Annotated in this window: 18 protein-coding genes; 6 read left to right on the top strand and 12 right to left on the bottom strand. The window is 66.0% G+C overall.

Annotation, left to right across the window (positions count from 1 at the left end; genetic code table 11):
• The first annotated feature begins 45 nt into the window (after positions 1-45).
• Positions 46-642: a bifunctional transcriptional activator/DNA repair enzyme AdaA gene (locus tag RAD04_RS19175; RefSeq protein ID WP_461624986.1), complete on the top strand. Its 597-nt coding sequence runs from the start codon at positions 46-48 to the stop codon at positions 640-642.
• A 14-nt stretch (positions 643-656) separates the two neighbouring features.
• Here the strand turns inward: RAD04_RS19175 and map are convergent, their stop codons facing one another.
• A complete protein-coding gene (map, locus tag RAD04_RS19170) occupies positions 657-1475 on the bottom strand; it encodes a type I methionyl aminopeptidase (protein ID WP_461624985.1) in 819 nt (272 codons plus the stop codon).
• A gap of 185 nt (positions 1476-1660) precedes the next feature.
• The gene (locus RAD04_RS19165; RefSeq protein ID WP_461624984.1) at positions 1661-2977 is read right to left on the bottom strand and encodes a mechanosensitive ion channel family protein; all 1317 of its coding nucleotides are present in this window, start codon (positions 2975-2977) and stop codon (positions 1661-1663) included.
• Positions 2978-3184: 207 nt separating this feature from the next.
• On the opposite strand from RAD04_RS19165, the gene RAD04_RS19160 reads away from it, so the two are divergent.
• Positions 3185-4978: a potassium/proton antiporter gene (locus RAD04_RS19160; RefSeq protein WP_461624983.1), complete on the top strand. Its 1794-nt coding sequence runs from the start codon at positions 3185-3187 to the stop codon at positions 4976-4978.
• Positions 4979-5200: 222 nt separating this feature from the next.
• On the opposite strand, the gene modC is transcribed toward RAD04_RS19160, so the two are convergent.
• The 5 genes from modC to mepA form a co-directional block, all read right to left on the bottom strand.
• Positions 5201-5863 (bottom strand): molybdenum ABC transporter ATP-binding protein, encoded by a 663-nt coding sequence (modC, locus tag RAD04_RS19155; RefSeq protein WP_461624982.1) that lies wholly within the window; start codon positions 5861-5863, stop codon positions 5201-5203.
• Between the two features lie 2 nt (positions 5864-5865).
• A complete protein-coding gene (gene modB / locus RAD04_RS19150; protein ID WP_461624981.1) occupies positions 5866-6561 on the bottom strand; it encodes a molybdate ABC transporter permease subunit in 696 nt (231 codons plus the stop codon).
• A 13-nt stretch (positions 6562-6574) separates the two neighbouring features.
• Entirely contained in the window at positions 6575-7360 is a 786-nt protein-coding gene (gene modA, locus RAD04_RS19145) for a molybdate ABC transporter substrate-binding protein (protein ID WP_461624980.1), read from the bottom strand.
• Positions 7361-7554: 194 nt separating this feature from the next.
• Positions 7555-8058, bottom strand: coding sequence for a hypothetical protein (locus RAD04_RS19140; RefSeq protein ID WP_461624979.1), 504 nt, complete (start codon positions 8056-8058; stop codon positions 7555-7557).
• A gap of 387 nt (positions 8059-8445) precedes the next feature.
• On the bottom strand, positions 8446-9390 hold the full coding sequence (mepA, locus tag RAD04_RS19135; protein WP_461624978.1) for a penicillin-insensitive murein endopeptidase: 945 nt from the start codon (positions 9388-9390) through the stop codon (positions 8446-8448).
• A gap of 543 nt (positions 9391-9933) precedes the next feature.
• Between mepA and RAD04_RS19130 the strand changes: the two genes are divergently transcribed.
• Positions 9934-12096 carry a putative bifunctional diguanylate cyclase/phosphodiesterase gene (locus RAD04_RS19130; protein WP_461624977.1) on the top strand — a complete coding sequence of 721 codons (2163 nt, stop codon included), beginning with the start codon at positions 9934-9936 and terminating at the stop codon, positions 12094-12096.
• Positions 12097-12128: 32 nt separating this feature from the next.
• On the opposite strand, the gene RAD04_RS19125 is transcribed toward RAD04_RS19130, so the two are convergent.
• Both RAD04_RS19125 and RAD04_RS19120 read right to left on the bottom strand, forming a co-directional pair.
• Complete coding sequence (locus tag RAD04_RS19125; RefSeq protein ID WP_018316399.1) at positions 12129-12560, bottom strand: hypothetical protein; 432 nt, start codon at positions 12558-12560, stop codon at positions 12129-12131.
• Between the two features lie 173 nt (positions 12561-12733).
• Positions 12734-13891, bottom strand: a complete 1158-nt coding sequence (locus tag RAD04_RS19120; protein WP_461624976.1) for an acyl-CoA dehydrogenase family protein — start codon at positions 13889-13891, stop codon at positions 12734-12736.
• Between the two features lie 195 nt (positions 13892-14086).
• Between RAD04_RS19120 and RAD04_RS19115 the strand changes: the two genes are divergently transcribed.
• A complete protein-coding gene (locus RAD04_RS19115; protein ID WP_461624975.1) occupies positions 14087-14833 on the top strand; it encodes a hypothetical protein in 747 nt (248 codons plus the stop codon).
• Here the strand turns inward: RAD04_RS19115 and RAD04_RS19110 are convergent.
• Positions 14805-16463: an amidase family protein gene (locus RAD04_RS19110; protein ID WP_461624974.1), complete on the bottom strand. Its 1659-nt coding sequence runs from the start codon at positions 16461-16463 to the stop codon at positions 14805-14807. The two genes, RAD04_RS19115 and RAD04_RS19110, sit on opposite strands and share 29 nt — an antisense overlap.
• A 196-nt stretch (positions 16464-16659) precedes the next feature.
• Between RAD04_RS19110 and RAD04_RS19105 the strand changes: the two genes are divergently transcribed.
• The gene (locus tag RAD04_RS19105; protein WP_461624973.1) at positions 16660-16986 is read left to right on the top strand and encodes a hypothetical protein; all 327 of its coding nucleotides are present in this window, start codon (positions 16660-16662) and stop codon (positions 16984-16986) included.
• Between the two features lie 26 nt (positions 16987-17012).
• On the opposite strand, the gene RAD04_RS19100 is transcribed toward RAD04_RS19105, so the two are convergent.
• Positions 17013-18233 carry an MFS transporter gene (locus tag RAD04_RS19100; protein ID WP_461624972.1) on the bottom strand — a complete coding sequence of 407 codons (1221 nt, stop codon included), beginning with the start codon at positions 18231-18233 and terminating at the stop codon, positions 17013-17015.
• Between the two features lie 188 nt (positions 18234-18421).
• Here RAD04_RS19100 and RAD04_RS19095 point away from each other — a divergent pair, with 188 nt between their 5' ends.
• Entirely contained in the window at positions 18422-18604 is a 183-nt protein-coding gene (locus RAD04_RS19095; protein WP_461624971.1) for a hypothetical protein, read from the top strand.
• Positions 18605-18629: 25 nt separating this feature from the next.
• On the opposite strand, the gene lepA is transcribed toward RAD04_RS19095, so the two are convergent.
• Positions 18630-20441 carry a translation elongation factor 4 gene (lepA, locus tag RAD04_RS19090; RefSeq protein WP_026201664.1) on the bottom strand — a complete coding sequence of 604 codons (1812 nt, stop codon included), beginning with the start codon at positions 20439-20441 and terminating at the stop codon, positions 18630-18632.
• Positions 20442-20533: the final 92 nt, after the last annotated feature.

Here is a 20533-nt window from a genome sequence, read left to right as displayed (position 1 = left end):
CGATTTCAGCTACTCGGCTCGCCATGCGAACGTTAGTCTTCTGCCATGGCGACAGGCTCGGGACACCGGCAAACGCTGCCACCGCATCTCGACTGGGACACCTGCGATCGGGCGCGCCTGGCGCGTGCGCGCGCATTCGACGGGCTGTTCTTCTCCGGGGTGCGCTCGACGCGCATCTATTGCCGGCCGGTCTGTCCGGTTCGCCCGGCGCGTTCGGAGAACGTCACCTTCTATGCGACCGCGGCGGCGGCCGAGCGGGCCGGCTTCCGCCCGTGTCTGCGCTGCCGGCCGGAAACGGCGCCGGGCTCTCCGGCCTGGATGGGAACGGCCACCACCGTGGCGCGCGGCATGCGGCTGATCCATGACGGTTTCCTGGATCGGGCGTCGATGACGGAGCTTGCGGAGGCCCTTGGCGTCGGGCCGCGTCATCTGCTGCGCCTGTTCATGCGCCACGCCGGCGCGAGCCCCAGCGAGATCGCGGCAACCCGGCGCGTGCAGGAAGCCAAGCGGCTGATCGACCAGACCGGGATGAACTTGGCGGAGATTGCGTTTGCGGCCGGCTTCGGCAGTGTGCGCCGCTTCAACGACGCCTTCGTCGCGACCTACAAGAGAGCGCCATCGTCATTTCGCCGTCGGCGATAGGAGACGCGCCGGGCTTATCCGATCTGCTTCTCGCCGTGCCGCTCTGACAGCGTAAAAATCTCGACCCCATCAGCGGTGACGCCGACGGAGTGCTCGAACTGCGCCGACAGCGAACGGTCGCGGGTGACGGCGGTCCAGCCGTCGGAGAGGATCTTCACATGCGGCTTGCCGAGATTGATCATCGGCTCGATGGTGAAGAACATGCCAGGCTTGAGCTGCACGCCCTCGCCGGGCCGGCCGATATGGATGATGTTCGGCTCGTCGTGGAACATGCGCCCGAGGCCATGGCCGCAGAAATCGCGCACCACGCTCATGCCCTGCGGCTCGACGAAGCTCTGGATGGCGTGGCCGATGTCGCCGGTGGTGGCGCCGGGCTTCACCGCGGCGATACCGCGCATCGTCGCTTCATACGTCACCTCGATCAGCCGCTCGGCCTTGCGGGCGATCGGGCCGACCGCATACATCCGGCTGGAATCGCCATACCAGCCGTCGACGATGAAGGTGACGTCGATGTTGACGATGTCGCCTTCCTTCAGCGGGCGGTCGCCGGGCATGCCATGGCAGACCACGTGGTTGAGCGAGGTGCAGGTCGAGTAGCGATAGCCGCGATACATCAGCGTCGCCGGATAGGCATTGTTGCTGAAGGCGAAGTCGCGGACGAATTCGTCGATGCGCTCGGTCGGCACGCCGGGCCCGACGATGTCGGTGAGCTCGTCGAGGCACTTCGCCACCAGCGCGCCCGCCTTGCGCATGCCGGCAAAGGCACTCGGCCCATGCAGCTTGATCTGTCCGGTCTTGCGCAGGGAGGTATCGGAGGCTTCGACGTAGCTCATGCGGGCGCAATCTTCTGAGGTGGGCTCGATATCGGCGGAAAGTCTTGATTTCAGGCCCCAATTTAATGATTGCGGGCCTTCGCGCAAGCCAAGGCAGAGCGTTTTCGAGCGAAGTGGCTACCGGTTCGTGTGAAGAAACCGCGTCAAAATGAGGATCTTGCCGCCTCTTGCGCCCGAAAGCGGGCCTAATTCGGGACTTCTACGGTAGTTTCCACCGGCAGCGCGCCGCCGCGGATGCGGATTTCGCGGACGGGGTAGGGAACCCGGATGCCCTCGCGCTTGAAGGCGTCCCACAGCGCCAGCATCACGTCGCTCTTGACGTTGTCCATGCCGTCGGGGTCCGCGATCCAGAACGTCAGCGAAAACTTCATCCCGGCTTCCGCGAACTCGGTCAGGATGGAGTTCGGCGGCTTGCCCTTGGTCGCGCGCGGATGGGCGGCGGCGGTCTCGGCGGCGAGCTTGGTGACCAGGCGGGGGTCGGCGTCGTAATTGGTGCCGAAGGCGATCTTCACCAGCGTGTTCTTGTCGGTATAGGTCCAGTTGACGACCTTCTGCGTCACCAGATCCTCGTTCGGCACCAGGAATTCGCGGCCGTCGCCGGCGGCGACGGAAATATAACGCGTCTTCATCGCGCTGATGCGGCCGGTATTGTCGCCGATGGTGACGAGGTCGCCGGGCTTCACCGATTTGTCGGCGAGCAGGATGATGCCCGAGATGAAGTTGGCGACGATCTTCTGCAGGCCGATACCGATGCCGACGCCGACCGCACCGGAGAACACCGCGAGCGCCGACAGGTCGATGCCGACCGCGCCGAGCGCAATGACGATTGCGACGGCAAGGAGCCCGATGCGGATGATCTTGACCAGCAGCACCTGCACCGACGGCGTCAGGTCGGTGGTTGCGTTGATCCGGCTCTCGGCGAAATTGCTCGCGATGTTGGTGAGCCACAGCGCGATCAGCAGGAGCGCGCCGGCCTTGAGGACCAGCAGCGGGGTCAGCCTGAGGCCGCCGAGCACGATCGCGTAGGAATCGAGCAAGTCGACCGTCGTATCGAGCTGGCCGAGGATTGAGAGCGCGGCGAGAAGCCACGCCGTGATCGACACCAGGCGGACGATGAACGCATTGCGCAGCACCGAGGTCACCAGCCGGATCACGAGCCAGGCGAAGCCCAGCTTGGCGGCGACCATCAGCAGATAGGAGCGGCTCGGCCAAGTCGCGTGGTACATCACCACGCGCGAGACGATCACGAGCAGGGTGAACACCGCCGTCGAGGCGCTGGAGAGCATCACCCGGGCAAAGTGCCGGAGCGGCAGCGGCCAGCGCATCGTCAGCGCGGTCATGTCGACCCGGTTGCGCACGCCGGTCTCCGCGGCATAGGCGATGCCGGCCGCAGCGAGAATGAGGCCGAATTGCAGGTAGAACCAGGGCGACGAGATTTCCGCCCCGACGCTGCGCGCGGTGGTCTGCACGAACTCCATGAAGTCCTTGAGGTCCATGTCCATCGGTCTCGTCGGCAAGTAGGGAGGAATCGATTCGAGCGAGCCGCAGAATCCCACAACGGGCGCGGCCGGGCCATCGATACACCGCTAAGTGAAGCGCGTTAAGGCCGCAAAACGCGGGCAGATTGCCGCGAGCGGAAGAAAATGGGTTGGCGCGCGAGTCTGCCGACGATAAGGATGCAATTCCAGCTGTTTTTACCCGGAAGGTGGATGGCCTCCCTCGACTCCGTCAGCATCGCCATATTGCTCGGCTCCGTCCTCGTGATGGCCGGTATCCTGTCGAGCCTGCTTGCGCTGCGCTTCGGAGCGCCCTTGCTGCTCGTCTTCCTTGTGATCGGCATGCTCGCGGGCGATTCCGGCCCCGGCCGGCTCCAGTTCGACGACGTTCGCACCACCTATCTGGTCGGCTCTGTGGCGCTGGCCCTGATCCTGTTCGACGGTGGCCTGCGGACGCGCTTTGCCAGCATCCGTACCGTGCTCGCGCCGTCCGTGGTGCTCGCGACCGTCGGCGTGCTCTTGACCGCGCTGATCACGGCGCCGTTCGCCAAATACGCGCTCGACCTCAACTGGACGGAGTCGCTGCTGGTCGGCGCCGTGGTCGCCTCGACCGACGCCGCCGCGGTCTTCCTGCTGGTGCACACCCAGGGCCTGCGCCTGCGCCCGCGCGTCGGCGCGACGCTGGAGGCCGAATCCGGCACCAACGATCCTTTCGCAATCTTCCTCACTTTGATGCTGGTCGAATACATCTCGCTGGGATCGAGCTCCGCAAGCCATGTGGCGATGGAGTTCATCCAGGAGGCGGTGCTGGGTGCCGTGGTCGGCGTCTTCGGCGGTCGGCTCGTCGTCATCGCGCTCAACAAGGTCGCGCTGCCGCAGGGTCTGCACGCGCCGTTCGTGACGACTGCGGCGCTGGTGATCTTCGGCGGCTCGCAGATCATGCACGCCTCCGGCTTCCTTGCGGTGTATCTGGCCGGCATCATCATCGGCAACCGGCCGACCCGCGCGCACAATTCGGTAGTGGCTTTCCTCGATGCGGCGACCTGGCTCGCGCAGATCGTGATGTTCGTGCTGCTCGGCCTGCTGGTCTCGCCGAGCCGGTTAGGGGCCAGCGTGCTGCCGGCGGTCGGGGTCGCCTTCGTGCTGATGCTGGTGGCGCGACCGATCGCGGTATTCGTGTGCCTGGCGCCGTTCCGCTTCAACTGGCGCGAAAAGATATTCATCGCCTGGACCGGCCTGCGCGGTGCCGTCGCGATCTTCCTGGCCTCGATCCCGATGCTGGTCGGCCTGTCCAAGGCCTATCTCTATTTCGACGTCGCCTTCGTCGTCGTCATCATCTCGCTGCTCTTGCAAGGCTGGACGCTGGCCCCCGCCGCGCGCAAGCTGCATGTCGCTCTGCCGCGCGCCGAGCGCGGTCCTCGGCGTGTCGAGCTGGACCTGCCCGGCCAGCTCGAGCAGCAGCTGGTCGGCTATCCGGTGCGGCCCAAGAGCCTGTATTTCCGTCGCGGCCTGATCCCGTCCTGGTCCAAGCCGACGCTGGTGATCCGCAACGAGAACATTTTGACGCCGACGGAAGCCGATCCGATCGCGCCCGGCGACTACATCTACCTGCTCGCGCCGCCGGAAAAGGCCGAGTCGCTCGATCGATTCTTTGTCGACATGCAGCCGAGCTCGGCGCCCGATCCGCATCTGCTCGGCGACTTCATGGTCTCCGGCGAGCACACGCTGGCCGAGCTTGCCGAGATCTACGGCGTCAAGGTCGGCGAGGACGAGAGCAAGCTGACGCTGGCCGATTATTTCGACGTCCATCTCGACCGCGCCCCGAAAGAGGGCGCCGAGCTGCCACTGGACGAGATCGTGCTGGTCGCGCGCAGCATCTCCGGCGGCCGCGTCAACGTCGTCGGCCTGCGCCTGCCGGAAGAAGACGAAACGCCCGCACCGCTGACGCGTAGGCAGGCGCTGCGGCGCAGGCTCGCGGATGTGTGGACCTCGGTGGCGGGGGTTTAGGGAAGCGTTCTGTCCTCTCGCCAATCTCCGATGTCGTCCCGGCGAATGCCGGGACCCATAACCACAGGGAGGAGTTTGGCGAAGACTTGCAGTTAGTCTTTATTCGCCGGTATTCGCACCGCAAATCCTCGATAAATCACGCGGTATGGGTCCCGGCGTTTGCCGGGACGACAGCGGTGAGTGTTGCGCCAGCACGGCTCCACATATGCCGCACCCACGCCCTCACGCCAGCACCTTCACTCCGCCAAAACTCGTCACCCGCCCCTGTTTCAGCATCACGATCTGCGTCGCGAGCTGGCGCAGCTCGGCGGCGTCGTGGCTGACATAGACCATGGGAACATTGGCCTCGTCGCGCAGCCGCACCAGATAGGGCAGGATCTCCAGCTTGCGGCCCTCGTCGAGCGCGCCGAGCGGTTCGTCGAGCAGCAGCAGGCGCGGTTTTGCCAGCAGCGCGCGTCCGAGCGCGACGCGCTGGCGCTCGCCGCCGGAGAGCTTTCCGGGGCGGCGGCCCTGCAGGGTGCCGATATCGAGCAGATCGATGACGCGCTTGTGCTGCGCCGGATCCGGCGCCAGGCGGTTCATCTGCCGTCCATAGTCGAGATTCTGCGCGACGTTGAGATGCGGGAAGAGCCGCGCGTCCTGGAATACGTAGCCGATGCGGCGGCGCCAGGCCGGGACATGGATGCCGGCCGCAGTGTCGTCGACGGTTTCGCCGTCGAGCACGATGGTGCCGCGGTCCGGCCGCAGCAGCCCCGCGATCATGTTGACCAGCGATGTCTTGCCGGAGCCCGACGCGCCGAACAGGCCGATGACGCGGCCCTCGCCCGTGAAGGATGCTTGAAGCGAGAATTCACCGAGTTGTTTTTCGACATCGACGCGCAGCATGGTCAATTCCCGTGCAGGCGCGCAGTGGCGCGGCGGGCGAACCATTCGGCGGCGATCAGCGCGCCCAGCGCCAGCACGATCGAGACGATCACGAGCCGGCCGGCCGCAGCATCGCCATCAGGCGTCTGGATCAGCGAATAGATCGCAGACGAGATCGTCTGGGTCTCGCCGGGAATGTTGGAGACGAAGGTGATGGTGGCGCCGAACTCGCCGATCGCCTTGGCAAAGCCGAGCACCATGCCGGCGAGCACTCCCGGCAGCGCCAACGGCAGCGTCACCGTGAAGAACACTTTCCAGGGCGCGGCGCCGAGCGTCTCGGCGGCCTGCTCGAGCCGGCGATCGATCGCCTCGATCGACAGCCGCATCGGCCGCACCAGCAGTGGAAACGACATCACCCCGCAGGCCAGCGCGGCGCCGGTCCAGCGGAACGAGAAGACGATGCCGAGATAATCGGCGAGGAAGCCGCCGACGAGGCCGCGGCGGCCGAACGTCAGCAGCAGCAGATAGCCGGTGACGACAGGCGGCAGCACCAGCGGCAGATGCACGACGGCGTCGAGCATCGACTTGCCCCAGAAATCGCGCCGCGCCAGCAGCCACGCCAGCGCGATGCCGAATGGCGTCGCCACCAGCGTTGCGATGATCGCGACCCTGAGCGAGAGCAGGATCGCGGTCCATTCGGCGGGAGAGATGTCTGACATCAAGTGGTGATTATCAGATTGTCGGGCTGACCAGGAACTTGAAGCCGTATTTTTCCAGAATGGTCTTGGCGGCCGAGGAGCGCAGGAAGGCGAGATAGTCGCTGGTCCCGTCCTTCGCCGTCGTGGTCGCGGCGACCGGATAGATGATCGCGGGATGCGACTCCGCCGGGAATGTGCCGACGATCTTGACGCCGGGCTCGACCTTGGCGTCGGTGGCATAGACGATGCCGAGGTTGGCCTCGCCGCGCGCCACCAGCGTCAGCGCGGCGCGCACACTCTCGGCCATCGCGAATTTCGGCTCGGCGGCCTGCCATGCGCCGAGCTTCTCCAGCGCCGCCTTGGCGTATTTGCCGACGGGTACGGACTTGACGTCGCCGGTCGCGATCCTGCCGTCACCGGCGAGCTTGGCGAGGTCGAAACCTTGCGCGATGGTGACATTGTCGATCTTGGAATCCTTCGGCGCAATCAGCACGATGCTGTTGCCGAGCAGATTGACTCTGGAAGCCTCGTTGATGGTCTTCCTGGAGATCGCGTAGTCCATCCAGTCGGTGTGGGCGGAGACGAACACGTCGGCCGGCGCGCCTTGCTCGATCTGCCTCGCCAGCACCGAGCTCGCGGCATAGCTGACCGAGAACTTGACGCCGGACTTGGCGGTGTAGGCGGCGTCGATCTCGTCGAGCGCGTTCTTCATCGATGCTGCTGCGAAAACGGTGATGGTCTTGTCCTCGGCGGCGGCCTGCGAAAGGCTCGCGCTTGCGAGGATCACGAGGGCGGTGAAAAGTCGACAAATGCGTAACATGGGAGCGCTCCGTGCGAGTCCGCGCGCGCAAGATGCACGCACAGGTCTGGCGTTGGTGGGTCAGGTCGCGACGGGTGGAAGCGCTGCTCCACGGGCCCGGCTTGCGGCTTACGGCCGGCAGGGATATCGCAATTGCGAAGATAGCAGGCTGGCGCCTGAGGTCAAAGGGTGACCGTTTGTCCGGTTAAACGGGCCTATTGCGCCGGCAGGATCGCGATCGAGACCGAATTGTCCCTGGCGCCGCTGACCTGCAGGACGAAAGGCTGCGCCGACAGCTCGTATTTCACGGTCTTGCGGATGCCGCTGCAATCGGTCGCACCGCTAAAGGCCACGGGCTTGAGGACATGCCCTTCCTGGATCACGTCGATCCAGGCGCCGGCGGACAGGCTGATCGTGTAAAGCCCGGCCGTGGCGGACGTGACGCTGGTGAAGCCGGCAAAGCTGCCGTCCTTGGGCGCGCGCTCCGGCTGCGTCGGCAGTTTTGCCTCGCTTGGGGCAACCAATCCCAGCGTGATGGCCGAGGAGGGCAAGCTCGCCTGCTCGCTGCCCGATGCGAGCGTTGTGCGGTCCGGCGCGGTGAGCGCGGCGCGCTCGCGCTCGATCGGCCATTTGAACTTGTCGCAGCCGCTCGGTTCTTCAGCGGCGAGAGCGGAGGTCGCGCTGAACGAGAGCGCAGCGAGGACGGCGAGGACGCGCATGTGAAATCCCATCGTTGGCCGCGCGAGCGGCGCGAGGCTTGCGGTCAGGCTTGTTCGACGGGATGCGCGTCCCGGAGATGCCGCGGGCTTACGGCTGAGCGGCGAGGTCATCCTAGCGCATTTGGCTGTTATGAACCAACCAACGAGTTCGTCATCCCGACAGCCGCGCCGCAATCACCGCTGTCGTCCCGGACAAGCGCAGCTTTGGACGAGGCGTAGCCTTGTCCAAAGCGGAGCGCCGATCCGGGACCCATAGCCACAGGCGAGTGTGGTTACGGGGACTCGGAGTGACCTGCTTCGTGCCAACTAACTCCTGTGGTTATGGGTCCCTGCTTTCGCAGGGACGACAGCCGTGGATTGGCGTTAGCTTGCCCCCATCTGCACAAACTACGGCTTTGCATCCGCCCCATGCAGCACCGCCTTGCACGCCGCCGGCATCTGCGCCAGCGTCATCGGCGGTTTCGGCTTCGGCGGCTCCGGCGGCGGCTTGGGGTGCAGCACCGCGTCGGAGAACCAATAAGCGAGATCGGCGGGCTTGCAGCCTTCGTCTTCGGCCTGCGACGGCTGGCCCTCGCATTCGCCGGCGCCCGCCGGGCAACGCATGCGAATGTGGAAGTGGTAGTCGTGGCCCCACCAGGGCCGGATCTTCGACAGCCAGGCGCGGTCGCCCTTGGCCTCGCGGCACAGCGCCTTCTTGATCGCGGCGTTGACGAAGATGCGCTGCACCGCAGGCTCCCGCGCCGCGTCGCGCAGCACCAGCACATGGCCAGGTGTGAACACTTTTGGATCGATGTCGAGCCGGTCGTGGCGCACCATCATCACCGCCGACATGTCCTCGCGTTCCTCGCGCGAGAGGCGGCGGTCCGGCATCGGCGTCAGCCAGATGTCGGCATCGAGGCCGATCTGGTGGCTGGCATGGCCCGACAGCGCCGGCCCGCCGCGCGGCTGGGCGATGTCACCGACCAGGATGCCCGGCCATCCCGCGTCCTTGCGCGCTTTGGCCGCGAGCCGCTTGATCAGCGCGATAATCTCGGGGTGGCCGTAGCTGCGGTTGCGCGACAGCCGCATCACCTGCCAATTGTCGCCGTTGAGCGGCATCTGCTCGGCGCCGCCGATGCAGCCCTTGGTGTAGGAGCCGATGACATGGGCCGCCCCCTTCGACGGCAGCAGCTTGCGCGCGAACAGCTCCTTGGCGGCGAGATCGGGGTCGTTGGGATTGGCCAGCGGCGGCAGCGGCTTCGGGTTGACGCTACCCTTGTCCTGGGCCAGCGCGCCGCCGGCGGCCAGGAGCGTCATGACGAGCAGGAGAGGGGCGAAATGGCGGGGACTCATGCGCAGCCCTTATAGCCCAACACGGCGTCGGGGTTAAGAATCGGGCTATGCTGCGGCGGACGATCTCACGGCGTCTTGACGGCCGTTGCCCCATTGCGAAGGCGCGCCCGGCATGTCGATCCCCATATCCAACAAGGTCGTCCAAAAGTCGTAGTTTTTTGCGGGGCCAGCCGGATTCTTAACACTGCGATAACCGTATCCTGTATTGACCAAAATTCATGCGCGGAGCGCGGACCGTTTTCCGGCGGCATGCAAGCCGATGCATTTTCGGAATTGAATCATGAATAGCGCGCATATTTGCGTCGCGTCTTTCTCCGCTAGCGGCGAGGCAACAGGTTTGCCGCGCCCCGTGACGCTGCTGCGCCTCTCAAACAGGCAAATCGATCCGGTTTAGGGTTGCCGCAAGGCGCGGCCACGGCCGGCCGGGCCACCCAAGATTACTTTTTTTTCAGACACTTGCCCCAAAACTTGCGCCGTTGGGCGCGACTGGGACGAGTGAAGTTGGGTTTGGGGTCTCGAAAAACAGGAAAGCGAAAGCAAAGCGTGCTTGCCCGGGCCGGCCAATCGCCGCGCAAGCCGCGCTTCGCGCGCGCGCCGCGAGCCCATTCGGAACGCGATGAAGTCCTGCGCAGCCGCGCCGAGGCGGAAGCCGCGATCGCGGACGCGCGCAAATCCCATGAGCGCCTGCGCCAGGCCGTCGACATACTGCCGCAGGGCATCGTGTTTCTCGACGCCGAGGGCCGCTACGTCCTCTGGAACAAGAAGTACGCAGAGATCTACAGCAAGACCGCCGATCTGTTCGAAGAGGGCGCGCGTCTCGAAGATACGCTGCGCATCGGCGTCGCCCGCGGCGATTACCCCGAGGCCATCGGCCACGAGGACGAGTGGATCGCCGAGCGCCTGCAAAGGCTCTATCAGCCCGGCGCACGCCACGAGCAGAAGCTGTCGGACGGCCGCGTCATCCTGATCGACGAGCGCCTGACCGACGACGGCGGCGTCGTCGGCCTTCGCGTCGACATCACCGAGTTGAAGCAGCGCGAGGCCTCGTTCCGCCTGCTGTTCGACGGCAATCCCGTTCCCATGATCGTCTGCGCGCTGGACGACGAGCGCATCCTCGGCGTCAACGACGCCGCGGTCGCGCATTACGGTTACAGCCGCGCCGAGTTCGAGCGGTTGAAGATCCGCTCGCTGCAGGCCTTCGACAGCGAGCCGCCCTGGACCGCTGATCCGACCGGCGCGGAGCAGGCCGGCCGCACCTGGAAGCACGTCAAGGCCGACGGCGCGCTGATCGACCTTGCGATCTATTCCCGCGAATTGACCTATGCCGAGCGGCCGGCGGTGCTGCTCGCGCTGATGGACATCACCGAACGCAAGCGCGCCGAGGCGCGGCTCGCCTTCATGGCCCAGCACGACGGCTTGACCGGCCTGCCCAACCGCAGCCTGCTGCGCCAGCAGGTCGACGAGATGCTGCTGCATACGCGGCGCAGCACCGACAAGGTCGCGCTGCTGATGCTGGGGCTCGACAGTTTCAAGTCGGTCAACGACACGCTGGGACATGCGGTCGGCGACAAGCTGCTGCGCGGCGTCGCCAAGCGGCTGCGCTCGACGCTGCGCGAAGAAGACGCGCTGGCGCGGCTCAACTCCGACGAATTCGCGATCGTGCAGAGCGGCCTGACGCGTCCCGAGGACGCGGTGATGCTGGCAAAACGTCTGCTTGCGGCGATCGCCGATCCCTATCTGCTCGACGGCCATTCCGTGGTGATCGGCGCCTCGATCGGCATCGCGATGGCGCCCGGCGACGGCGATGATTCCGAAAAGCTGCTCAAGAGCGCCGACATGGCGCTGTCGCGCGCCAAGCTGGACGCGCGCGGCAGCTTCGCCTTCTTCGAGGCCGCACTCGACGCCAGGGCGCAGAGCCGCCGCAAGATCGAGGTCGAGCTGCGCGACGCGATCCAGAACGACGTGCTGCGCCCCTATTACCAGCCGCTGATCGACCTGCAGAGCGGCCGCATCACCGGCTTCGAGGCGCTGGTGCGCTGGCCGCATGTCGAGCGCGGCATGGTCTCGCCGGCCGAGTTCATTCCAGTCGCCGAGGATACCGGCCTGATCAATCCGCTCGGCGGTCTGATGCTGCGCCGAGCGTGCCTGGACGCTGCGACCTGGCCGGACGACGTTCGCGTCGCGGTCAACCTATCGCCGCTGCAGTTCCGCAGCGGCAATCTGCTTTCGATCGTGACGGACGCGCTGAGGCATTCCGGCCTGCCGCCGCGGCGGCTCGAACTCGAGATCACCGAGACGCTGCTGCTGGAGAAGAGCGCGCAGGTGCTGGCGACGCTGCATGCGCTGCGCGCGCTCGGGGTGCGCATCTCGATGGACGATTTCGGCACCGGCTATTCCAGCCTCAGCTATTTGCGCAGTTTTCCGTTCGACAAGATCAAGATCGACCAGTCCTTCGTGCGCGATCTCGGCGCCAACCGCGAGGCCCAGGCGATCATCCGCTCCATCGTCAGCCTCGGCAAGGGCCTCGGGGTCATCATCACCGCCGAGGGCGTCGAGACCGAAGCCGAGCTCAGCTGCCTCCGCACCGAGGGCTGCGACGAAGGCCAGGGCTTTCTGTTCAGCAAGGCCCGGCCCAACGCGGAGATCATCAGCCTGCTGGCCGCGCAGCGCGGCATCGACGGCGAGGACGCCGCGCTGGTGGCGTAGCTCTTGGAGCGTCCGCTTCCAGGTTGGCGGGGCTACCGGCGACAGTGGCGGATGAACGTCACATTCCGGGCGTATAGGTACGTGTACGGGTCCACCTGTTCGAGCGCGTGGTGCTTCATCACCCAGTCCCGCACCGCGGGCGCATAGGACGACATCATCAACTGAGTCTCGCCGGGGTTGATGCTGCGGTCGCCGTGATGCGCGGCGTGAAACATGAAATAGCCGCTCGGGGCAATGCAGATCTTGTCGAGGGGAACGACCCCCAGGACCGTTGTGCAAGACGACTTGCAGCGACCGTCGATCACCACGCGATCATATTCTGCGTTGACGTGTGTGTAGGTGTAGATATGCGCGGCGGTGTTTCCGCCGGGGTCGTGAAGGTAATAGACCTTTTCCGCAGAGGCGGACGCCGCCATGACCAACGTGAAGAGGATCGTACCGATCAGGGTTGGAATCCGGCGCATATCACCTCCCTCTTGTCTGGGCGTGTCCTGCAGATTCATGCTGTTGTGAGACGCTACCTTAGGCTGCCGAAGGGTGTGATCAAAATGCGTTGAGCAACCCCATGGATCCAGCCACCGTGTCCGCGATCGGCCGCCGCCGCTCGGCGCGCACCGAGCTTGAGCCGACAAGCGGATCACGGCTCGGGCGTTGACAGGATTGCCTTCCCCACATCTTCGTAATGGCTATCCCGCGCCTGGATCTGCTGGGCGATGGCGTGCATGTCGCGAAACCGGCGCTCGAACGGGTTGCTGCGAAACACCGCCGTCGCCCCGGCCATGTGATAGGCGGTGTCGACCACCTTTGTCGATTGATGGATGGTCCAGGTCGCGGCCAGTCGCACCGCGCTGCGATGCGCGGCGCTGAACTCGCCCGTCGCGGACAGCTCGCGCCACATCGCGGTCGCGGTCGCATAGAGATAGGCGCGCGCGGCGCGCAAATCGCCCTCGGTGCGGCCGATCAGGCCCTGGACTGCGTCGTTGTCGCGCATCGCGGCGGCCGCCAGCGAGGGGCGCTTTTCGCGCGCAAGTGCAATCGCTGCATCCAGCGTCGCGCGTGCCACGCCGAGCGACACCGCGCCGAAGCCGAGGCTGAAGGCAGCGCCGGTGCCGATCCTGTAGAGCGGGCCCGGCTCACGCAACGCGGCCGGCACGTCGCGAAACGCCGTGAAGCGCTCGGGGATGAAGAGGTCGCTCACCTCGTAGGAATCGGTGCCGGTGCCGGCGAGCCCGATCGCCTGCCACACGTCGTGCAACGTCGCGTTCGCAACCGGAAACAGGATCGTGCGCACTTCCGGCGAGCCATCGGCATTCCTGCGCGGTGTGCCGTCAGTCCCGACGATGCGCACATGCGCCCCGAGCCAATTCGCCTGCCGCGAGCCCGAGGCGAAATCCCACCGCGCCGTGACGCGATAGCCGCCCGCGACCGCGCGCGCCTCATGCGCGATCGCGCCCCACGCCAGGATACCGGGCGCGGTGTTGAAGATCTCCTGCGCGGCATCGCGATCGAGCGAGGCCGCGATCATCGCGCAGACGCTGCACTGGCCGAGACACCAGGCCGTGGACGCATCGGCCTTGGCGATCTCCTCCAGCATCTGCATGAAGGTTTCGATGGAGACTTCCGCACCGCCAAGGCTCCGCGGGAGGAGGGCGCGATAGAATCCGTTCTCGATCAGCGCCGAGACCACGGAAGGCGTCAGCCGCCGCGTCCGCTCGATCTCGTCCGCTTCGCGCGCGATCAGCGGCGCGATGGCGCGGGCACGTTCGACGAGATCAGATCCGGGAAGCTCCGACATTCGCGTGTCCTCGCCCCTTCTGTCGTGAGCGGTGAGGACGGGATGGTGGTCTATTTGACGGGGAGGATCAAGGTGCGGCGATCTCCGCGCGCGAGGCGTGAGGGCCGAGCCGTGAACCTTGACGGCGCGCCTCGCGACCAACAACCGCCATCGTCGCGAACGTCGCGCCGCGTAGCGCGCCGGTTGAGGTTGCCCATGCCGATCGTCAGAATCCTCATCGTCCTGCTCGCGCTCGCTTCGCCGGCGTTGGCGCAGGACCGCGCTCGTGATGCCGCCGCCGCGGGCGAGGCCGCGCGGATGTTCCGGGCCTATGTCGAAGGCGTGGCGAAAAAGGGAGAGCGACCTGACCTGACCCGGCCGGAGACCAGCGCGCTGCTCGGCCGCGTCTTCAATGTCGAGGCCCTGGACGCGCTGCCGCCGGCGAAGGCGAGCGACATGAGCTGGCTGATGGACTGGATGGACGCCGCCAACGCGACCTACAAGCTGTTCGCGCTTTATGGTGCGAAGCCGGGGGCGCAGCCCGATCTTGCGATGATTCAGCGCAACATGACCGACTATGGCGACCAGTACGCGGCGGCGATGAACTTTGTCATCCGCGGCATGGCGCGCGAGGCGGTTGCGGGCGAGCTGTTCATGGCGAGCCTCGCGCCGGAGCAGCGCACCCGCATCCGCCAGGAGGGATTTACGGGCTTCCGCCGGAGCGCCGCCGAATTCATCCTGGGCACGGTCTGCGCGGCGATTCAGGGCGCGGGCAAATCCGCCAACGCGCGTCTGGTCGCCGCCGCCATCCGCGACACGCGCGAGGTCTGGGCGAGCTTCCTGCTGCCGCAGGATCGGGCCCGCGTGATCGAGCAACTTGCCGACCTTCCGAGATGGGCACCGGACGAGACGGCACGAACCGATCTCGCCGCCTTCACGGCCGCGCTGCGAGCGGTGAATTGAGCCCCGGCGGCGGCTTGCGGGCGCGCGTTGCCTGTTCGAACGCATAGGCCAGCCGCAGCAGCTTGTGCTCGCTCCAGGCTCTCCCTGCGAAGGCGACGCCGAGCGGATAGTCTGGCGTGTCCTTGCCGTCGACCGTCCCCGAGACGAAGCCGCCCGGCACCATGACGCTGGGATAGCCTGCCTTGGCGGCAATCGCGGCGCCCGTGGCGCCGGCGAACAGCACAGCGTCGAGCTTGTGCTGGTTCATGTAGGCGTCCATGCCGCGCGTCTTGGCCGAGAGCAGGTCCATGGCACGCGCCGACTTGTACTCGCGCTCACTCAAATCGCCCCTGGTCAAATCAGCGGCCAGGAAATGGTCCTGACCGAAGCGCAACGCCGTACCCGCGTTCGCTTCGTTGAAGGCCACGATGTCGCTGATGGTCTTGATGTCGGTGCCGGTCGCCCAATCCCTCAAATAGAGGTTTAGATCGTGCTTCAGCTCGTAGAGGAAGACGACCGGCGGCCTCGCGATGGTGCCCTTGTGCGCGCTCAGCGGATTGCGGTTGAGCACGGCCATGGTCGTGCCCGGCCCGCCGATCCAGCCCAGCGTCGGCATGTTGGCGCGTACGATGACGGCGCCGAGATCCTCCAGCACCTTGATCGTCTCGATCATCACCTTGACCCAGTCGGGCGGCAGCTTGCCGTAATAGCAATCGTTCAAGGGATCGGCGGGGTCGCTCGGCACGCCGATGCGCGCGCCCTTGATAGCGTCGGCGGCAAGGCCCGCCGTGAAGTCGAGGGGCCGCCGCTGCTTTTGTGTCGCCGGATCGCGCGGGTCCCTGGCGGCCAGCACGTTCAACAGCAGCGCCGCGTCGCGGACGGTGCGCGTCATCGGCCCCGCGGTGTCCTGACTGTGCGCGAGCGGCAGGATGCCGGCGCGGCTGATCAGTCCGACCGTCGGCTTCACGGTGACGAGACCATTCTGGCTGGCGGGGAAAAGCAACGAGCCCGAGGTCTCGGTGCCGATCGACGCCGCACACAGGCCGGCCGCCACCGCGACCGCCGACCCCGAGCTCGATCCGCCTGGCTGCACGACCGGGATGCCGTGTTCGTCCGCCGGCGCCGGCGCGTAAGGGTTCTTCACCTGACCGCCCAGCGACGAATAGCCCGAGGGCATGTCGACTGCGAGCATGTTGGCGAACTCCGTCAGGTTGGTCTTGCCGAGGATCACCGCGCCGGCGTCGCGCAGCAGCTTGACGAGGGTCGCGTCGTCCCTGGCGCGCGCGCCTTCCAGCGCCAGCGAGCCTGCCGTGGTCGGCTGCTGGTCGCCGGTGGCGATGTTGTCCTTCAACAATATCGGCACGCCGGCCAGGGGTCGCCCGACCGATGGCTTGATGTCGTCCAGCTCGGCCGCGATCGCGCGCGCATCGAGATTGAGCGCGCGGACCGAATTGAGCGCGGGGCCGTTGCGGTCGCAGGCCTCGATGCGCGCGACATAAAGTTCGGCCAGCGCGCTGGCGGTGAGCTGCCCACCGGCCAAGGCGTCGATGATCTCACTCAACGGCGCGTGCTCGGGCGTCAGCGCGGCCGGCGCCTGCGTGCTGGCGGCAATCGGAGCGCGGCGGGCATCGCCGCGGATCGGCTGGTCCATCGTGTCCTCTCGGGCGGCTTGCGACGATTATGCTACCAATGGTAGCATTGAGCTCGGTTGCGCGACAAGCCGATTGCCGGTCACGCGACCGTGCGCGACAGCTCCTATGGCGATGAACACGATCCTCATGGAACGGTCACTCGATGACCCACCATAGGTTTGGTTCGGGTCAGAAGCGATCTTCGGGGGGAAGCGCATGGTGCAGGGTGTGAACGCGATGGGGCTCACGGCCATCGATCTCGGGCTGCGCGGCGCGGTGAGCGGCGTGTTCCTGCTGATCGCATCCTATTGGCTCTATTTGATCCACATGCCGATCGTCATGGCGCTGCAGGTGGCGGTGTCGCAACTCGGCTGGCCCGGGCCGGTCAAGTTCGCGATCATCCTTGCCGTTGCACTTCCCGCGATGCTGGCGAGCTATCACCTGTTGGTGCGCTTTTCCATTGTCGGCGTGGTGCTGAACGGCCGCCGCGCACCACGCGAACCGGCGCCGGCCGCTGCGATCACGGGCCCGGCCGTGCCGTGAGTGGAGACGGCGGGTGCGCCACCTCGTCAGGCCGCAGCGCGGCCCAGGTCGAGCGATGGTCTGCGCTTCGTCGGGAAGCTCAGCGCCACCGCGACGGCGGCGAGGCCGATCGCGAAGGAGCCGACATGCAGCCATGTGTAGCGCTGGAAATTGTCGAACACGAGCCCGCCAGCCCACGGTCCGAGCGCCATGCCGAGGCTGGCAAACGCCGACACCGCGCCGAACACGGTCCCCATGATGCGCGCGCCGAAGAATTCGCGGACCAGCACCGCATACAGCGGCATCACCCCGCCATAGGCGAGGCCGAACACCACCGAGAGCGCGTAGAACTCGCCGAGTTGCGCGACCGCAAGATAGGTCGCGATGCACATCGCCTGCACGAGCAGGCCGCCGACCAGCACGGGCTTTGCGCCGATGCGGTCGGCGAGGGTGCCTAGCAGCAGGCGGCCGCCGAGGCCCGAGACGCCGGCGACGCTGTAGACCGCCACCGCCGTGAGCGGAGCGATGCCGCAGACCATCGCATAGGACACCATGTGGAAGATCGGGCCGGAATGCGCGGCGCAGCAGGCGAAATGCGCCGCGGCGAGCGCGATGAATTGCGGCGTGCGCAGCGCCTGCGACGCGGTGAGCTCGACCTCCGGTGCTGCGTCTGCTGCAGTGCCGCCTGCCGGGGCCGGCGCCGGGCGCACCAGGAAGCAGGCGGGGATCAGCAGCGCCCACGCAGCGATGCCGATCACCAGCATCGCGGTGCGCCAGTCATAGGTCGTGATCAGCCAGCTCGCGGTCGGCGCGATCGTCACCGGCGACACGCCCATGCCGGCGGAGACCAGCGCCACCGCAAGGCTGCGGTTGGTCTCGATCCACGCGCTGGCGAGCGCCATCATCGGCGCGTAGAAGCTGCCGGCCGCGATCCCGATCAGCACGCCGAAGCACAGCTGGAATTGCCACAGGCTTGTCGCCTGGCTCGCAGTGACGAGGCCGAGCCCCAGCAGAACGCTTCCCGCGAGAACCACGATGCGGGTGCCGAACCGGTCCGACAGCGTGCCCCACAGGAACGCGGCAAATCCCATGAAGAGGAAATCCAGCGTCGCCGCCGCCGACACCCCGGCGCGCGACCAGCCCATCGCCTCCGAGATCGGCTGCAAAAACACCGCCAGCGACAGCATCGTGCCGAACCCGACACAAGTCATCAGCGCACCTGCGGCGACAACGACCCAGCCATAGTCGAAGCGTGACGGCTTGCTCATGCGTTTCCTCAGCGCTGTTGGTTTTGTTGGTGATGGGCGAGGGGATGGTGGCCTATCAGTCGGGAGAGGGCAAGGCTGGCGGCTACGCGTTTTCGTAACCGTCGTCATTCCGGGGCGCGCCACTTGGTGCGAACCCGGGATCCATCTCTCCTTGTTGCCTACTGTGCGAGGGATTCTCAGATGCGCAATTGCGCAATGCCATCATGCCACTGTTTTGCCCGATGGGTCAAATTGATTTCGAAAAAATCGAAAACCCCAATCCAAGCAAGCGCTCGTCTACTGTGCATGGGGTTGTTTTCGATATTTTTGTTTTGCCGGGTCCCGACCAAAACGCAAATGCCCGGGACGAGCCCGGGCATGACGGCGGCTGATGTGACTGTGAAAGCCAGCGCCGCCTCAGCTATCCACCTTCAGCGCGGCAATGAAAGCTTCCTGCGGGATGTCGACCTTGCCGAACTGCCGCATCTTCTTCTTGCCTTCCTTCTGCTTCTCCAGAAGCTTGCGCTTACGCGTGATGTCGCCGCCGTAGCACTTTGCGGTGACGTCCTTGCGCAGCGCGCGCACGGTCTCGCGCGCGATCACCTTGCCGCCGATCGCCGCCTGGATCGGGATCTGGAACATGTGCGGCGGGATCAGCTCCTTCATCTTCTCGACCATGGCGCGGCCGCGTCCCTCCGCGCGGGTGCGATGGACCAGCATCGAGAGCGCGTCGACCGGCTCGTTGTTGACGAGGATCTGCATCTTGACGAGGTCGGCCGGCTTGTAGTCGGTGAGATGATAGTCGAACGAGGCGTAGCCCTTGGAAACCGACTTGAGGCGGTCGTAGAAGTCGAACACGACCTCGTTGAGCGGCAAATCGTATTTCACCATGGCGCGGGAGCCGACATAGGTCAGCTCCTTCTGCGAGCCGCGGCGGTCCTGGCACAGTTTCAGGACGCTGCCGAGATATTCGTCGGGCGTCATGATCGTGGCCTCGATCCAGGGCTCCTGGATCTCGGCGATCTTGACCACGTCGGGCATGTCGACGGGATTGTGGATCTCGATCTCGGTGCCGTCGGTGAGCTTCATCTTGTAGATGACGCTCGGCGCGGTCGCGATCAGATTGAGATCGAACTCGCGCGATAGCCGCTCCTGGATGATTTCCAGATGCAACAGGCCGAGGAAGCCGCAGCGGAAGCCGAAGCCGAGTGCGGCCGAGGTTTCCATCTCGAACGAGAAGCTGGCGTCGTTGAGGCGCAGCTTGCCCATGGCGCCGCGCAACGTTTCGAAATCGTCGGCGTCGACCGGGAACAGGCCGCAGAACACCACCGGGATGGCCGGCTTGAAGCCCGGCAGCATCTCCGTCACCGGCTTCCTGTCGTCTGTGATGGTGTCGCCGACGCGGGTGTCGGCGACTTCCTTGATCGCGGCGGTGATGAAACCGATCTCGCCGGGGCCGAGCTCGTCGACCTGCTGCATCTTCGGCGTGAAGAAGCCGACGCGCTCGACGTCATAGGCGGCGCCCGTGCCCATCATGCGCACGCGGCTGCCCTTTTTCATGACGCCGTCGACGACGCGGATGAGAACGACGACGCCGAGATAGACGTCGTACCAGCTGTCGACCAGCAGCGCCTTCAAGGTCGCATTGCGGTCGCCCTTCGGCGGCGGCAGGCGGGTGACGATCGCTTCCAGCACGTCGGGGACGCCGAGGCCGGTCTTGGCCGAGATCATCACCGCGTCGGAGGCATCGATGCCGATGACGTCCTCGATCTGCTGCTTGATCTTCTCGGGCTCGGCCGCGGGAAGGTCGACCTTGTTCAGGACCGGGACGATCTCGTGATTGTTGTCGAGCGCCTGGTAGACGTTGGCGAGCGTCTGCGCCTCGACGCCCTGGCTGGCGTCGACCACCAGCAGGGAACCTTCGCAGGCCGCCAGCGACCGCGAGACTTCGTAGGCGAAGTCGACATGGCCGGGCGTGTCCATCAGGTTGAAGATGTAATCCTTGCCGTCCTTGGCGCGGTACTGCAGGCGCACCGTCTGCGCCTTGATGGTGATGCCGCGCTCGCGCTCGATGTCCATGGAATCGAGCACCTGCTCCTTGCCCGCCATTTCGCGGTCGGAGAGGCCGCCGGTCATCTGGATCAGACGGTCGGCCAGCGTCGATTTGCCATGGTCGATATGGGCGACGATGGAGAAATTGCGGATGTTGGAAATGGGGACGGTCGTCATGGGCGCGGGATACCACTCACATCCCCGTGCGGCAACCATATTGCTGTAATTTCAGGGCCTTTGTTCACGCCAAGCTGATTCCACGATGGGCC

This window comes from Bradyrhizobium sp. 25ACV (assembly GCF_054863005.1).
The sequence above is the reverse complement of the archived record's forward strand: the minus strand, read 5'-3'. Positions and strand labels throughout refer to the sequence as shown.

Bases quoted from the DNA above. Each gene is read 5' to 3' on its own strand.
- RAD04_RS19175 (WP_461624986.1), top strand. From the start codon at position 46: ATGGCGACAGGCTCGGGACACCGGCAAACGCTGCCACCGCATCTCGAC.
- map (WP_461624985.1), bottom strand. From the start codon at position 1,475: ATGAGCTACGTCGAAGCCTCCGATACCTCCCTGCGCAAGACCGGACAG.
- RAD04_RS19165 (WP_461624984.1), bottom strand. From the start codon at position 2,977: ATGGACATGGACCTCAAGGACTTCATGGAGTTCGTGCAGACCACCGCG.
- RAD04_RS19160 (WP_461624983.1), top strand. From the start codon at position 3,185: ATGGCCTCCCTCGACTCCGTCAGCATCGCCATATTGCTCGGCTCCGTC.
- modC (WP_461624982.1), bottom strand. From the start codon at position 5,863: ATGCTGCGCGTCGATGTCGAAAAACAACTCGGTGAATTCTCGCTTCAA.
- modB (WP_461624981.1), bottom strand. From the start codon at position 6,561: ATGTCAGACATCTCTCCCGCCGAATGGACCGCGATCCTGCTCTCGCTC.
- modA (WP_461624980.1), bottom strand. From the start codon at position 7,360: ATGTTACGCATTTGTCGACTTTTCACCGCCCTCGTGATCCTCGCAAGC.
- RAD04_RS19140 (WP_461624979.1), bottom strand. From the start codon at position 8,058: ATGCGCGTCCTCGCCGTCCTCGCTGCGCTCTCGTTCAGCGCGACCTCC.
- mepA (WP_461624978.1), bottom strand. From the start codon at position 9,390: ATGAGTCCCCGCCATTTCGCCCCTCTCCTGCTCGTCATGACGCTCCTG.
- RAD04_RS19125 (WP_018316399.1), bottom strand. From the start codon at position 12,560: ATGCGCCGGATTCCAACCCTGATCGGTACGATCCTCTTCACGTTGGTC.
- RAD04_RS19120 (WP_461624976.1), bottom strand. From the start codon at position 13,891: ATGTCGGAGCTTCCCGGATCTGATCTCGTCGAACGTGCCCGCGCCATC.
- RAD04_RS19115 (WP_461624975.1), top strand. From the start codon at position 14,087: ATGCCGATCGTCAGAATCCTCATCGTCCTGCTCGCGCTCGCTTCGCCG.
- RAD04_RS19110 (WP_461624974.1), bottom strand. From the start codon at position 16,463: ATGGACCAGCCGATCCGCGGCGATGCCCGCCGCGCTCCGATTGCCGCC.
- RAD04_RS19105 (WP_461624973.1), top strand. From the start codon at position 16,660: ATGGTGCAGGGTGTGAACGCGATGGGGCTCACGGCCATCGATCTCGGG.
- RAD04_RS19100 (WP_461624972.1), bottom strand. From the start codon at position 18,233: ATGAGCAAGCCGTCACGCTTCGACTATGGCTGGGTCGTTGTCGCCGCA.
- lepA (WP_026201664.1), bottom strand. From the start codon at position 20,441: ATGACGACCGTCCCCATTTCCAACATCCGCAATTTCTCCATCGTCGCC.